Raw genomic sequence first — 13,293 nt, 5'->3', positions numbered from 1 at the left:
GCCCAAGCAGAGCCCTCCAGCTTCGACCTGCTGACTGCCATGCGCTCCACCCGTGCCGCCTCGCCGGCCACGGTGCTGGATGCCGTACCTGCCACCGCCACGCCAGCCGCTGAACCATCCCACAATTACTCCCGTCCGCACCAGCGCACGCAGGCCAGCCGGCCGCAATTGCACATCAGCGGTTTCGACCCGCGCGCCGCCGGCGGCCGCCAGACGCTGAAGATGGAGCTGCGCGGCATGCCCGAGGCGTGCGCGCCGCAACTGACGCTGCAACTGCAATCGGATCTGATCCCCAACGGCGCCGCGCGTCAGCACTTCGTGCGCGCGGTCGGCGGCGAATGGCGCCCGGTGTTCGCCGAGTTCTCGTCGCGCGGCAAAGAGCATGGGCAGTACCAGATCAGTATCGAGCTGCTTAGCCAGCATCCCGGCATGGCGGCGCGCAAGTGGGTGTGCACCTTCGTCATCCTGGTGCCGCGCCTGGACGCAACGCTGACCGAAATCCACCGCATCTTCCTCAGCACCCACAAGAACGTGCGCGTGATGGCCGATGACGCTTCCATCGCCCGCGTCAGCGCGCAGGGCGGCGACAGCCTCGATATCGACGTCACCGCGCGCAACGCCGGCATCGCCCATCTCGACCTGAACGCGCCGGCCGGCAAGGTGGACCTGGGCTTCTCGACCATCGCCTGGGACGAAGACCTGATCGAAATCGACATGCCGCAAGCGGCGGCGGTTCATCCGCACGCCAGCCAAGCGGCGTCGCTGGTCAACGCGGCGCCGGAAGCAGGGGCGCAGCGCCAGATCCGTTTATTCGCGATGGAGGAATGCGTGATCGGCCGCTTCGAGCTGGTCGATCCGGAGTCGGACGTCATGCTGACCCACTACACGGCGGACGGCCAGGACACCAATGGCCTCACGCGCCGCCTGTCGGGGCGCCACGCCATCATCCGCCGTTCCGGCCTTGGATTTGAGATTGAAGACGTGTCGCGCTACGGCATCCTGCTGGACGGCGTCTGGCCCGGCAAGCACAAGCCGGCCGCGCTGCGCCTCGGCATGCGGATTGAATTCAGCGCCAGCATCAAGGGCATTGTCACGCTGTCGGTATCGGCCATCATGCCGCATGGCGTAATCCTGCACCGCGTCGATCATGGCGCCAACGCCGAGTGTTTCTGCCTGCTGGCGCCGGAAACGCATCCGGGCTACCCGGTCAAGTCGTTTGCCGCCGCGCCGCACGCGGCCGCGCTGCCGCTGATGTTCCACCGCGACGGCGGCTTCTGGCATCTGGACCAGTTGACCGGCAAGGAAACCGCGCTGGCGCCGGCTGTGTCGCTCGATAAGCTGAGCCGCGTGCCGCGTCACACCCGCTTCGCCAGCGATCCGTACCCGGAGCACTGGATCATCCGCACCAACGGCAACGACATCTACAGCACGGTGGCGGCGAACGCCATGTCCACCGCCTGATTCCGGCTTACGCTGACGGCTTCTTCGCCGGCAGCGGTATCCAGTCCGTCTCTCCCGGCACTTTGGCGAAGCGCTGCGCTTCCCAGTCCTCCGCCGCCTGCGCGATACGCTCCTTGCGCGACGAAACAAAATTCCAGTACATGAAGCGGTGGCCGTCCAGCGGCTCGCCGCCGATCACCACAAAGCGCGCCTCGGTATTGGCTTTAACGCGTTGCGGCCCGGTGGTGTTGAGCAGCGCCATCGTGTGCAGCGCCAGGGGCGCGGTATCGATTTCCAGCTCGCCGCTGATCGGGTAGATGGCCGCTTCCGCCGGCAGGTTGGCCAGCACCAGCTCATGACCGGCTTGCAGCGCGACGTCCAGGTACAGCGTCTGGCTGTAGGTCTGTACCGGCGAGGTCTGGCCGAAGGCGGAGCCGATCAGCACACGGACCTTGGCGCCGTCCACGTTCAATTCCGGGATGGCCGCAGCCGGCGTGTGGCAGAAGCCCGGCGCCTCTTCCTCGTGCGCCACCGGCAGCGCGGCCCACAGTTGCAGGCCGTGGGTGCGGTGCGGCTTGCCGACCAGGTCTTGCGGCGTGCGCTCGGAATGGACGATGCCGCTGCCGGCGGTCATCCAGTTGACCGCGCCCGGTTCGATGCGCTGGAAGGTGCCAAGGCTGTCGCGGTGGTCCATCGCGCCCTCGAACAGATAAGTCACGGTGGCCAGGCCGATGTGCGGATGCGCACGCACGTCATGATCGGCGTCCAGCGGCACGTCGACCGGGCCGAAATGGTCGAAGAAAATGAACGGGCCGACCGCCTGCTTGACGGCGGATGGCAGGTAGCGGCGCACCATCAGGCCGCCGCCCAGGTCTTTCTCGTGGCCCTTCAGCAGATTCGAGATGGTCATGATGGTCAGCCCAGAACAGTGGTCACTTCGGTGGTTACGGAGGTCATCAACTTGTGGATCGGGCATTTCTGCGCGGCCGACAGCAATTCGGCGCGCTGCGCCTCGGTCAGGTCGCCGCTCAGGTGCAGCGTGGCGGCCAGGCGGTACGTGCCCTGGCGTTCCTCGCTGGCGTCACGTTCCATGCTGACTTCCACGTTTTCCAGCGGGATGTTCTTGCGCTTGGCGTACCACACCACGGTCAGCGCCTTGCACGCGCTCAGCGCGGCATCATACAGGTCGTGCGGCGACGGGCCGGCATCGTTGCCGCCCTCTTCCACCGAACCGTCGGCGGAGATGATGTGGTTGCGCACATGGACGATATGGCGCATAGGCAGGGATTGATCACGCAGGGCTTTGATAGTCATTCTGTGTTCCTTGTGGGCGTTGAATCAGAACCGACAATGTACACCGAATGGCGGGGCTATGCTTCTACTAAAAGACCACCATATAATTCAGCATCTGCCAGGAGACATGAGATGAACGGCGTATCGCTCGAACTGCTGCAAAACTGGCTGGCGGCGCGCTCGATCGCGCGCGGCCTGCCGATGCCGGTGACGGATCGCGGCGGCTTGCGCGTCGATACCGGATCGCCGGAGGAGCTGCGCCGCCATGTGTTCGCCGGCCCCGAGGCCGGCATCAGCGAACTGGCGCGGGAAATCGACGATCCGCGGGTATTCATCAAGATGTGCGGGCCGAGGGAGCATTTACTGTCACGCGTTACGCAACGCTGGCATTTGCAGCCGGGGGCCTATCTGATGATGAAGGCGCCCGGCATCAATCCGGTGCCTTCGCTGCCGCCCGGCTACTGGATGCAACTGAAGACCGAGGAGCAGGTAACGAGCGCGCGCATCTACACCGAAAGCGATATGCAGGTCGCCAGCGGCTACGCGGTGGAACATGAGGGCGTTTTCATATTCGACCGCATCGCGGTCGATGTGATGCACCGCCAGCAGGGGCTGGGCGCCGCGCTGATGGCGGCGCTGGGAACGGCGCAGCAGTCGCGGGCGGCGCAGCGCCTGCTGGTTGCCACCGAAATGGGACGCGCCCTGTACGTCACACTGGGCTGGCGCGTGCTGTCGCCCTATTCCACAGTCGCGCTTACGCCAGCGAACGAATAACCTCGTGCAGGCTGCTGACTTCATAAGTCGGCACAGCTTCCGACGCATTCGGCAAGCGCTCCGGATTAAACCAGCAGCTATCGATGCCATAGCGGTTGGCGCCGAGGATGTCCGCGTCCAGGCGGTCGCCGATGATGATTGCCTGTTCCTTGGCGAACGGCCGCGCCATGCGCGCCGCGTACTCAAAGAAGTGCACATCCGGCTTGGCGTAGCCGCACGCTTCCGAGGTGGCGACGAACGAAATGGTGTTCTTCAACCCCGACTTGGCGATGCGCTGATTCTGAATCGCCTCCACGCCGTTGGTGATGATGCCCACTTCGCCGGCAGCGGCCAAGGTTTCGCACAGCTGCACCGCACCGTCGAGCAACACCACCGTATCGGACAGCGATTCGAGATACAGTTTGCTGGCCTGTTCCGGGTCCAGTTCGAGACCGTTCTCCATGAAGGTTTTGCGGAAGCGCTCGACCTTCAGGAAGTCCTTGGACACGGAGCCGGTTTCAAAGGCGCGCCACAGCGCAAGATTGATCGCCTGGTATTGCAGGAACAACGCCGTCATGTCGCCGGCCGCGCCCAGCGCCCGCATGGTGCGGGCAAACGACAGCTGTTCGGAGGCCTTGAAGTCCAGCAAGCGTGTCGTCCAGGTCAAACAGGAAAAGTTTATACCTCATACTACTTTCTTGACGAATTCAGTCTTCAGGCTCATGGCGCCGAAGCCATCGATCTTGCAGTCGATATCGTGGTCGGAATCCACCAGGCGGATATTCTTTACCTTGGTGCCGACTTTGACGGTGCCGCCGCCCCCTTCAGTTTCAGGTCCTTGATGACGGTCACGGTATCGCCGTCCTGCAGGATGTTGCCGACCGAATCGCGGTAGACGCGCGCGCCTTCTTCCGCGTCAGCCGCCGCGCCGGCGGTCCACTCGTGCGCGCACTCCGGGCATACCAGCTGCGCGCCGTCTTCATAAGTGTATTCGGAACTGCATTTAGGGCATGGGGGCAAGGCGCTCATATCAAATCCTGACTTTCAAAGCCCGGCAGTATACCTCATGCGAGCTTTCGAGCGACTCTAAAGCCGACGATGTCATTGGCCAGCACCGCCGAAAAGCCGTTGCGCACGGCGGAACGCAGGTAGCGCGGGTTGTACAGCCACGAGCCGCCGCGCAGCACGCGCCGCACCGGGTCCCCGCCGTCCTCCCATGCGCTGCCGTCAAGCGGGGCGCCAACGTAGTTATCGTGCACCACGTCCTGCGTCCACTCCCACACGTTGCCGTGCATGTCGAACAGGCCCCATGGATTCGGCTGGAACGAGCCGACCTTGCTGGTCCCCTGCAGGAAGGCGCCGCGCGGACCGCCGTTGAAGGTGTAGTGGCCGTCGTAGTTGGCCTGTTCGGTGCTGATGGTGTCGCCGAAGCTGAAAGCGCTCTTGGTGCCGGCGCGGCAGGCGTACTCCCACTCCGCTTCGGTCGGCAGGCGATACACCTGGCCGGTCTTCTCCGACAGCCAGCGCAGGTAGAGCTGCGCGTCGATCCAGCTGACGCCTATCACCGGATGCTCGTCCGTTTGCGCGAAGCCCGGCGCGCGCCAGTCGGTGTCGGACTGCGATTCCCAGCCGGTGTCTTTCACAAACCGCCGCCACTCGCCCACCGTTACAGGGAAACGCCCCAGCGCGAACGAATACTCGATACCGACCCAGTGCGGCGGCTGCTCGCGGTCCAGCCAGTTTTTCTGCGCGCCGGCTTTCACAGCCAGCGCCTGTTCATGCTCTTGGGATCCCATCTGGAATCGCCCGGTCGGTATCAGCACCAGATCGGGCCCGGCGCCGCTGCCGTCGCGGAAGCGGTCGCGCAACACGCCATTGGCGTCGGCCACCGGCGTACTGGCGGTCAGCGCCGCCAGTTCGGCCGCATGGCGTTCCGCCTGCTGCTTGCGATGGCGCTCCTGTTCCTGCCGATAGGCTGCTTCCGCCTTCAACTGCGCGGCCTTGCGCTGCTGCTCTTCGCGTTCTTCACGCGCCTTTTTGGCGTCCGCATCGCGGCGCGCCTGCAACTGCTCGCGCAGCACCTGCTTGCGCGCCTGCGCGGCGGCTTCCGCTTCGGCGCGCTGTTTCGCCTCGAGCGCGCGCCGCTGCTGTTCCTGCCGCTGCTTGTCGGCGGCTGCCGCCTGCATCTCGGCCTGCCGGCGCGCGGTCAGTTCGGCCACCATGGCCTTGCGCTTTTCTTCTGCCAGGCGCGCCTGTTCGGCCTGCGCGGCCTGCTCTTTCCTGAGCTTCTGCTCGCGCTCCGCCTTATCGCGCGCGGCCTGCTCGGCCTGCGCCGCCAGCTCCGCCTCGCTCGGCCCCGCGGCGCGGCGCAATGCCGCCAGCAGCTCGTTAACCGAGGCCGGACGGCGCTCCTGCAAGTAGGCAAAGCCGTCCTGCAGCACCTTCCACTGGCGTTCATTCAGGCCGCGCGGCGGCGATGGATGGAAATCGGCCGGCCGCATGTCGTCGAAGGGCATGCGGCCTTCCAGCAACTGGTAGATCATCACCGCCACCGCATACACGTCCAGTTTCGGCGCGGGCTGGCGTTGGTGCGTTCCAGCCTCCGGCGCGCGATAGCCGGCGGTGCCGGCGTTCGGCGTCTGCAAGCCCAGGCTGCTGCCGGCGCTGCGCGCGCGCGAGGCGATGCCGAAGTCCAGCAGCTTGATTTCTCCGCGCTGGGTCAGGAACACGTTGCCAGGCTTGATGTCGCGGTGCACCAGCTTGTGCTTTTCCCACGCATATTGCAGCGCATCGCCGATCGGCGACAGCAGCTTGTACACCGATTCCAGCGGCAGCGGCCCCTGTTCCGCCAGATAGGCGTCCAGGTCCTGCCCTTCCAGATACTCCATGATGATGAAGTAACTGGAAGTGGCCGGGTCCTGCGCCCACTCGTACACGCGGACGATATTCTCATGCGCCAGCTTGCGCGCCTGCGTGGCTTCCTCGATCAGTAGCTTGGCGTGCGTGGCGCTTTGCGTCAGCTGCGGCGGCAGGATTTTCAGCGCCACCAGATCGCTGTGCCCCAGTTCCGCGTGCGTCGCCAGGTCGGTTGCCAGCCACACCTGCCCCATGCCGCCCATGCCGATCAGGCGTTCCAGCCGATAGCGCCGGTTCTGCGGTCCGATCTCCTGGCCGGTCATCAGCCCCAGTTCCGTGCCCTGCCGCTGCGGCAGCTGTGCAGGCGCGGCGCGGCCTCCCGGCGGCGCATATTCCGCATCCAGGATGGCGTTCTTGCGACGGTCGAACTCTTGGAGACTCAACAAACCGTCATCATGTAAGGCCCGCAATTCGCGGATCTTGTCTCTTGCTGTCTGCATCTTTACCCGATAAGTTACTGCAAGGGGGCGCCGCATTCGGCGCAAAACTTGTCATGCTCGCGGCCTGTCGGCACCACGTGGCCATTGGGACAGCGACGCGCTCCGGCAGCCGTTACCTGCACATGCACGCTCGCCGGCGCAACCTGCCTGGCCGCGCCGATCAGGTCAACCTGGTGACGGCGGTCCTTGTCCACCTCCGCATCGCGGTGCGCGCGCTCTTCGAGTACTCGCTCATACGCCATGCGCGCCGCCTCCACCGGCGAGACGCCCTGCTCGGCCGCCACCACCTGCGACAAAGCCTGTATCTGGTCGGCCGTCATGCCGCCCTGGATTTGCAGCTTCATGATCTGCGTCACCGCTTCCACGTTGGACGGCGCGGCAACCGCCGCTATCGCCAGGTCGCTCATGCGGTTGATGGTTTCCATGCGGCGGATCTCATGATCCTGCTGCGATTGCTGGGTGCTGAAAGCGGCAGCGCGCTCCTGCTCGAACTTGCGCAGCTCGTGCTGCCACAAGGCCTCCTGCTCCCGCTGCTTGAGTACCAGGCGCTGCTCATCCACCGCCAGTTGATCCAACATCGCCTGTTTGGCATTGGCCTGATTCTGCCGTGCATGCACGCCATCGGCTTCGATGGTGCGCAACAGCTTTTCATACTGCGCCACCGCATCGGCCTGCGCGCCGGCGCGCTTGAGATCCTCGATTTTCTGATTGATTTCCGCCACCTGCACTGCGTTGCCGGCGTCCTTGACGGCATCGCCGCGCAGCAGGTCGCGCTGGCGCGCCAGCGCCAGTTGGTCTTCCCACTCCTGCACGCGCTCGGCCTCGCGCCGACGCGCCGCACTCGCAATGCTCATGCCCTGGATGCGCGCCGCATGGGCTTCCGCTTCGATTTGCAGTTCGCGGGACTTTTCGTCCTTCTCGCGCTGGCGCAGCGCGGCCAGCTCGGCGCGCTTGTGCGACTCGTCTTCAATCAATAGCGCCTGAGCGATCTGGTTTTCAATCGCTTGCTGGCGCAGCTGATGCGACAGCCGCTGTTGCGCGATCTGGCGCTGCTCGGCGGCGGTCTGCTGCAACACCTCCAGTTCGGTGCGCATCCGGATTTGCGCCAGCTGCCGCACGTGGTCCCACTCGGCCTGCTCTCCCTGGCGGTGCGATTTATTCTTCGCCAGTTCATGCTCCAGATCCGCCAGCACAGTGCCGGCGCCCTTGTCGATGGCGACCTTGCGCGTCTTTGAGTCCATCACGCGGCTGTACAGTTCCACTTCACGCGCGCGCAAGGCCTGTATGCGTTCCGACTCTTTCAGCGTCAGTTCGGCCTTGTTGACGCTGGCGTCCTGGCGCAGTTCCGCGCGGCGGAAGTCCGAATGCATCTTCTGTTCTTCGCGCGCGATGGCCTGCCATTCCTCGTCGTTATAAATCTGATCCAGCTGCTTCACGTGTTCCAGCTGCACATGGCGCTCGTCGGCAACCAGCCATAAGGTGCCGATGCGGGCGCGATTGTGGTCGAATTTGTCGTGGCGCAGCGCGGCGGTTTCCACACCGTCCACCGCCAACCCATAAGTGGCAAGACGCAGCTTGAGCGCCGCTTGCAGGCGTTCGTCCAATTGCAGGCGCAAGTCGGCGTTGCCGGCCATTTCGCGGATCGAACGGCTGCCGACGAATTCCGCCGCCAGCTGGCGCACCGATGGTTCCAGCAGTTCGTGCAGATGGGTCGTGTTGACCACCCCCGGCACGGTCATGAAGTGCTGCGCGAACGCCGGCACGTTTTCAATGCGGACGGCGATAGTAAAGCGCGCCGATATTTTCAGGTGTTCCGCCGTGTGCAGGTCTTCGAACGAGAACTCTACCGGCAGCGGCAAGGTGCGGGTGATGAGGATTTCGGCGTTCTGGTTGCGCAGCAGGTGGTTCAAACGGGTGAAAAAGCCCTCGATCTCATATTCGCCCTGCGGCACTTCGGTGGCTTTGTCGGCTTGCAGGATATAGGCGCGCGTCGTGGCCGGCACGCGCAGTGTCTTGGTGAAGATGCCCGACAGCGTGCTGACGCCGAAGTAGACGGCCAGCTCGTTATCGCCGGGTATCCAGCGGTTGTCGCGCAATACGGGCTCGCTGCGCGGCGCGCCGAGCGTCAGGCCGCAGTGCTTGCAATAGCCCGACTGGTCGCCGTTTTTGTGCTCGCAACGCGGGCACTTGACGCCGCCAAAACCAAACATTTGGAACATGCCAGACTCCTTCTACGATTCATCTTCCAGGCTGCCCTTCGATCTGCCGATTTTAGCAGGGCGGGCCCGGTTTGCTTCTTGCGCACGCTTTAAATCATGCCAATCTTGTCGATACAAGCCAGTGTGGCGCCCTTTTGCCGCAATCCGGCGCAAAATCCGGGCGGCAGTTGCGCTTCCCAGTCCCTGGGCAGCAGTACGCGGTCGCCCTTGCCGGCTTGATTGAATATTAACGCCAGCTTCGATTCGCGCCCGTCCACCGAGTCGACGCGGCCGGCGTGCCAGGCGCTGGAACAGCCGGTGGCGATGATGCGGCCGCGCGGGATGAACTCCCTTCCGCGCGCAAGGCGGTCGGCCATGACCAGCGCCAGCTGGTAAGAGCCGCCCTGGAAACGCGCTTGTCCAAAACGGACCACGGTGCGCCAGCGCCCCAATCCTTTGCCGTCGAAATGGCGCGCTGCGGTCAGCGTCTGCCTGACCTCCTGTTGCGCCGCGAGGTCCAGCCCAGGAGCGGCGATGGCGTCTTCTTCGCTTGCTGCCAGGACTTCGAGCGGGAAGACGCTGACTTCGAGCCAGCCTAGCGTGTCATTGATGCCGCCGCTGTGCAGCGGGAACCAGGTGCGCACGGTGGAGACGGCGGCCGACGGGTCGCTATGGCCAGCCAGGGCGCCGAGGTGCGTGATGGACAGCGTTTCGCCATCGGCGCTGGTCACCGTGCCAGTGACGCGGCCGACGTGCCAGGCCTCCGAGCTGCCTTGCGCGCTGACCGGGCGATTCGGTTGCAGGCCGCGCACCATGCGGTCGGCAAGGACGGCGGCCAGCTCCCAGTCGCGCTCAAGGACTGCGGGAGCGATGTCCATGCTGAGCACCACCTGGTCGCGGCTGTCCAGCCGCGCTTCGGTGTGGCGTGCCAGGCGGACGATTTGCTGCATGCGGTCGGCGATGGCCGGCGCGTTGGGTACGGTGCATTTGACGTCGGCGCGATTTGCGCGGGGACGGCGGCTGGCGGTGATGGTGAGTTCGCGGCCATCTGCCAGTGTGCAGCGGCACTCGGCATTGCCGGGGACATTGCTGGTCGAGATGGTGCTCATAGCGAAGGCTCCTGCCGCGGGACGTAAGTGATGCGGCGCAGGGACAGGCCGGTTTCCAGGTTGGCGCAGATGCGGTCTGCTTCGTCCAGCAATGATGACCATTGTTCGTGGCTTGCGCCCTGAAGGCGGGCCAGCAAGGACCAGGCTTCGTCCAGCGCTGACTGGGCGATGAGCGTTTGGGCGCTGCGCAGGGCCTGGTCTTCAGCGGGCAGCGGCTGGTCGGGCGCGGCCCAGGCCAGCGACGGCATGGTGTTGACGTTGAGCGCGGCCATGCCAAGTCGCAGCAGCAGCGATTGATGCTGCTGGAAGATCTCCGTGCCCTCGGGCAGGGTTAGCAGGCGCAATTCGGCGCTCAGGACTGGCAGTTCCAGGAACAGGCGGCGCAACGCGCGCGCATCCTGTTCGGCGACGCTGGCTTGCGTTGCCATCGGCCGCCTGCCGACATCCGCAACGCGGCCGGCGCCGCTTCCAGTGTCGGCGCCTGTGGCCGGGATCACCGCCGCGCTCGGAAGGATGTCGCCGCCGCTTTGCCGCTCGTCTTCGTCACGCGCTGCGGCGATACTGGCTTCGAGTGCGGCCACCCGGGCGCGGGTTTGAAGAATGGCGGCATAGTCGACTTGCTCGCCGAGATCCACCGGCACACAATCGTCAACCGTCACCCCATAACGCGTGTACATCAATTGATTCAGCCCCGCGCGGAAGGCATGCCATTCCTCCACTGATGTACACGGCGGCAGATCCAGCGCTCCCTGCGCCAACTCGGCCTGCAGCGCCATTTCCACGGTCGCGGCGAAATCGGCCAACGCCAGCCGCCCGGCCGTCTCGCTGTACAAATACAAATCAAAGCGCTGCTGCGTCACACGCGGATTGGCAGCGTCGATCACAAAGCGCAAGCGCAAGCCCCACTCCGGCGCCGTCGCGAATGGTGTCAGGTCCACCGAATACGGGCCCGGATGAAAGCAGAACGCCATTTCTCCTGGTTCGCACGCAACCCTGCCGGCCGCCGTCCGGCGCGCATGCCCGGCCGCATTGAACACCACCACCGTGGCCTGCGCTGGCGCGATATTGCCGGCGTCGAGCCGCAGCGCGATCAAGGTTTCGCCCAAGCCGCCGGTGTCGGCGGCTTGTTTGCGGCGGCGGCTGAATATACCCATCATCTACGGCGCCACCGGTTCGACGGCAAAGCCGGCTCCATACAGTTGAAAATGCGATCCCGGTGCGATGGCAAACGGCCAGGCGCGCTCGCACTCGCCATCGCCGTCCAGCCGGCCTTGCAGCACAATTGCGCCGCCTCCATCGATCACGCGCAATTGCGGCTGTTCGCGCAGCACACGCGCGGCAAACGGCGCATCCGCCGAAAGGCTCAAAATCACCTGCCAGCCGCCGTCCTGCGACAGAAAATGCAACGTCCAGCAGCCATCGTCAGTCACCAGCTCCTCCAGCGCTTCGGCCGTGGATGCGGCACGCAGCATGCCTATGCTGCCAGTCCACAGCGCATCGTTGGCGGCCAGCGGCTGCGCGGCAGCGCGGCGTTCCAGCGACAACTGCCGGAAACGGCGCAGCGTCAACGGCGACGCCGACAAGGCTTGACGCTCGTTGGGCGTCAGCGCGCGCGTACCGTCGAGCGCCGCCAGCATGGTGGCGTCGGCCAGCATCAGACGGTCGCCCGGCACGGCGCGCGACAGCAGCAGGCGCTCGTGCAAGCGGGCATCCAGATCATCGTGTGGCGAATTCAAATCGTTCTCCTTCATCGCGCGCCAACGGCTTGCAGCCGGGCGATCGCTTCATTACGGCGCTTGCGCAGCGTCGGCATTGAAATCTGGTCCAGCGCTGCCAGTTGTTGCAGGGTTGGCAGCTCGCCGGTGGCCGGGTCCAGCCAGGCGTCCGGGTACGTGTCGTCTGCTGCGCCCAGCAGCTTGTGGTACACGGCCAGGCGCACCGGCAGCGACGCGTCGCGCAACATGCGCAACGTCCAGCTGCCGGCGTCCTGCGCGGTCCTGGCCATTTCCAGATAGCGGAGGGGAGAGAAAGCTCTTCAGCGCGGGACTGTTCGGCGGCCAGTTGCGCGTCGCTGACCGGCGCTTCGATATTCAACGCGTCGTGCGCGCCTGACGGGGGCGCAGCCTGCGCGTCGGCGTCGTCGTCCGCCAGCGGGCCCGGCTCCGGCGCGGCGAGGATGCGGTCCTCATCCGGCTGCTCGCCGCTGGCCTCGGCCTGTTCGGACTCGCCCAGCACACGCCAATAATCTTCCAGCCACAGCGCGGCCTCGCCGGCATCGGAATGCCAATCCTCGGCGCTGTCCATATTCGCGAGACAGCTCTTCATAGTCGCCAATCTCCGCCAGCAGCGCCGCAATCTTGTCCGGGCTGTTTTTCAGGCTGGCGAAACGCTTGGACCTGGTATGCAGCGGCCCTGGCGAGCCGCCAAACTGTTCCAGCGTCGCGCTCCAGCGAATAATCCACTCCGCCTTGCAGCCGCCAATGGACTTCATCTGCCGCACCTCGATCGGCGTGCCAGCCAGCGGACGCCCGAGAATAGCGCCAACTTGCGCGGCATGATGCTCCCAGGCTGCGAACAGGCCGGATATCTCGCGATAGGCCATGTCCAGCATGCGGTAGGTGTAGATTTTATTCGGCGAGCATTCGCGCCCGGTGGCGACCACATAGTTATCCGCATCCACCTTGTCGCGCAAGGTCGCATACATATCATTGACCTTCTTGCGCATCACGCCTTCCGCGGCCGGATCGCGCCAGAACGCGCCGCTGCGCGCGCATTCGCCTGCCATGGCGGCGACAAACGCCGTCCAATAGGACGTTTGCGCCTGCAACTCAAACACCAGTCCGAGCGACAACTCATAAACGCTCTCGCCATAGCTGTTGCCTTCCGCCTCCCCGCGCGCGCTACGGGCGTTGGCGCGCAGGGCTGCGGCTACCGCGTCGGTATAGGCGTCGAGCAGCGCGGCATGCTGCGCGGGGTCGAGTACCTGGTGCATTTCAATCTGCCGGAAAGCCTGCAGCGAGCAAAGTCCCAGCAGCTTGCGCACTTGTTCCCAGCCGTGCTCCTGGTACCGGGTTCCTGGCAAGCGCATAAAGTCCTGTATAAAAAGATAAGTCAAAAGGCTTTTCAAGCATGCCACAAAAACGC

General features: G+C 65.0%; 12 protein-coding genes and 1 pseudogene. 2 read left to right on the top strand and 11 right to left on the bottom strand.

What is annotated here, in order from left to right; all coding sequences use genetic code 11:
* Positions 1-39 precede the first annotated feature (39 nt).
* Positions 40-1,461, top strand: a complete 1,422-nt coding sequence (locus ACRQ5J_RS13080) for an FHA domain-containing protein (protein ID WP_432377361.1) — start codon at positions 40-42, stop codon at positions 1,459-1,461.
* 7 nt (positions 1,462-1,468) lie between these two features.
* Here the strand turns inward: ACRQ5J_RS13080 and ACRQ5J_RS13075 are convergent, their stop codons facing one another.
* Together ACRQ5J_RS13075 and ACRQ5J_RS13070 are read right to left on the bottom strand one after the other, a co-directional pair.
* On the bottom strand, positions 1,469-2,350 hold the full coding sequence (locus ACRQ5J_RS13075) for a pirin family protein (RefSeq protein ID WP_432377360.1): 882 nt from the start codon (positions 2,348-2,350) through the stop codon (positions 1,469-1,471).
* A gap of 5 nt (positions 2,351-2,355) precedes the next feature.
* Positions 2,356-2,754, bottom strand: a complete 399-nt coding sequence (locus ACRQ5J_RS13070; RefSeq protein ID WP_432377359.1) for an OsmC family protein — start codon at positions 2,752-2,754, stop codon at positions 2,356-2,358.
* A 111-nt stretch (positions 2,755-2,865) separates the two neighbouring features.
* On the opposite strand from ACRQ5J_RS13070, the gene ACRQ5J_RS13065 reads away from it, so the two are divergent.
* Complete coding sequence (locus ACRQ5J_RS13065; RefSeq protein WP_432377358.1) at positions 2,866-3,507, top strand: GNAT family N-acetyltransferase; 642 nt, start codon at positions 2,866-2,868, stop codon at positions 3,505-3,507.
* On the opposite strand, the gene ACRQ5J_RS13060 is transcribed toward ACRQ5J_RS13065, so the two are convergent.
* The 9 genes and pseudogenes from ACRQ5J_RS13060 to ACRQ5J_RS13020 all read right to left on the bottom strand — a co-directional run bounded on the left by ACRQ5J_RS13060 (position 3,488) and on the right by ACRQ5J_RS13020 (position 13,192).
* A complete protein-coding gene (locus ACRQ5J_RS13060; RefSeq protein ID WP_432377357.1) occupies positions 3,488-4,135 on the bottom strand; it encodes a YjjG family noncanonical pyrimidine nucleotidase in 648 nt (215 codons plus the stop codon). The two genes, ACRQ5J_RS13065 and ACRQ5J_RS13060, sit on opposite strands and share 20 nt — an antisense overlap.
* Positions 4,136-4,171: 36 nt before the next feature.
* Positions 4,172-4,515, bottom strand: a pseudogene (locus ACRQ5J_RS13055) (zinc ribbon domain-containing protein YjdM).
* A gap of 35 nt (positions 4,516-4,550) precedes the next feature.
* Positions 4,551-6,842, bottom strand: a complete 2,292-nt coding sequence (locus ACRQ5J_RS13050) for an SUMF1/EgtB/PvdO family nonheme iron enzyme (RefSeq protein ID WP_432377356.1) — start codon at positions 6,840-6,842, stop codon at positions 4,551-4,553.
* 14 nt (positions 6,843-6,856) lie between these two features.
* A complete protein-coding gene (locus tag ACRQ5J_RS13045; RefSeq protein WP_432377355.1) occupies positions 6,857-9,061 on the bottom strand; it encodes a hypothetical protein in 2,205 nt (734 codons plus the stop codon).
* Positions 9,062-9,150: 89 nt separating this feature from the next.
* Positions 9,151-10,149, bottom strand: coding sequence for a hypothetical protein (locus ACRQ5J_RS13040; RefSeq protein WP_432377354.1), 999 nt, complete (start codon positions 10,147-10,149; stop codon positions 9,151-9,153).
* Complete coding sequence (locus ACRQ5J_RS13035) at positions 10,146-11,306, bottom strand: hypothetical protein (protein WP_432377353.1); 1,161 nt, start codon at positions 11,304-11,306, stop codon at positions 10,146-10,148. The genes ACRQ5J_RS13040 and ACRQ5J_RS13035 overlap by 4 nt, the downstream gene beginning before the upstream one ends.
* Positions 11,307-11,885 carry a hypothetical protein gene (locus ACRQ5J_RS13030; protein ID WP_432377352.1) on the bottom strand — a complete coding sequence of 193 codons (579 nt, stop codon included), beginning with the start codon at positions 11,883-11,885 and terminating at the stop codon, positions 11,307-11,309.
* A gap of 11 nt (positions 11,886-11,896) precedes the next feature.
* A complete protein-coding gene (locus ACRQ5J_RS13025) occupies positions 11,897-12,154 on the bottom strand; it encodes a hypothetical protein (RefSeq protein WP_432377351.1) in 258 nt (85 codons plus the stop codon).
* Between the two features lie 180 nt (positions 12,155-12,334).
* Positions 12,335-13,192, bottom strand: coding sequence for a hypothetical protein (locus tag ACRQ5J_RS13020; protein WP_432377350.1), 858 nt, complete (start codon positions 13,190-13,192; stop codon positions 12,335-12,337).
* Between the last annotated feature and the right edge of the window lie 101 nt (positions 13,193-13,293).

Source organism: Duganella sp. P38 (genome assembly GCF_050859475.1).
Taxonomy (GTDB): domain Bacteria; phylum Pseudomonadota; class Gammaproteobacteria; order Burkholderiales; family Burkholderiaceae_D; genus Rugamonas.
This window is presented reverse-complemented; position numbering and strand designations above follow the sequence as displayed.

Coding starts and splice junctions, on each gene's coding strand:
- ACRQ5J_RS13075 (WP_432377360.1), bottom strand. CDS start 2,350: ATGACCATCTCGAATCTGCTGAAGGGCCACGAGAAAGACCTGGGCGGC.
- ACRQ5J_RS13025 (WP_432377351.1), bottom strand. CDS start 12,154: ATGGCCAGGACCGCGCAGGACGCCGGCAGCTGGACGTTGCGCATGTTG.
- ACRQ5J_RS13070 (WP_432377359.1), bottom strand. CDS start 2,754: ATGACTATCAAAGCCCTGCGTGATCAATCCCTGCCTATGCGCCATATC.
- ACRQ5J_RS13080 (WP_432377361.1), top strand. CDS start 40: ATGCGCTCCACCCGTGCCGCCTCGCCGGCCACGGTGCTGGATGCCGTA.
- ACRQ5J_RS13035 (WP_432377353.1), bottom strand. CDS start 11,306: ATGATGGGTATATTCAGCCGCCGCCGCAAACAAGCCGCCGACACCGGC.
- ACRQ5J_RS13065 (WP_432377358.1), top strand. CDS start 2,866: ATGAACGGCGTATCGCTCGAACTGCTGCAAAACTGGCTGGCGGCGCGC.
- ACRQ5J_RS13050 (WP_432377356.1), bottom strand. CDS start 6,842: ATGCAGACAGCAAGAGACAAGATCCGCGAATTGCGGGCCTTACATGAT.
- ACRQ5J_RS13045 (WP_432377355.1), bottom strand. CDS start 9,061: ATGTTCCAAATGTTTGGTTTTGGCGGCGTCAAGTGCCCGCGTTGCGAG.
- ACRQ5J_RS13040 (WP_432377354.1), bottom strand. CDS start 10,149: ATGAGCACCATCTCGACCAGCAATGTCCCCGGCAATGCCGAGTGCCGC.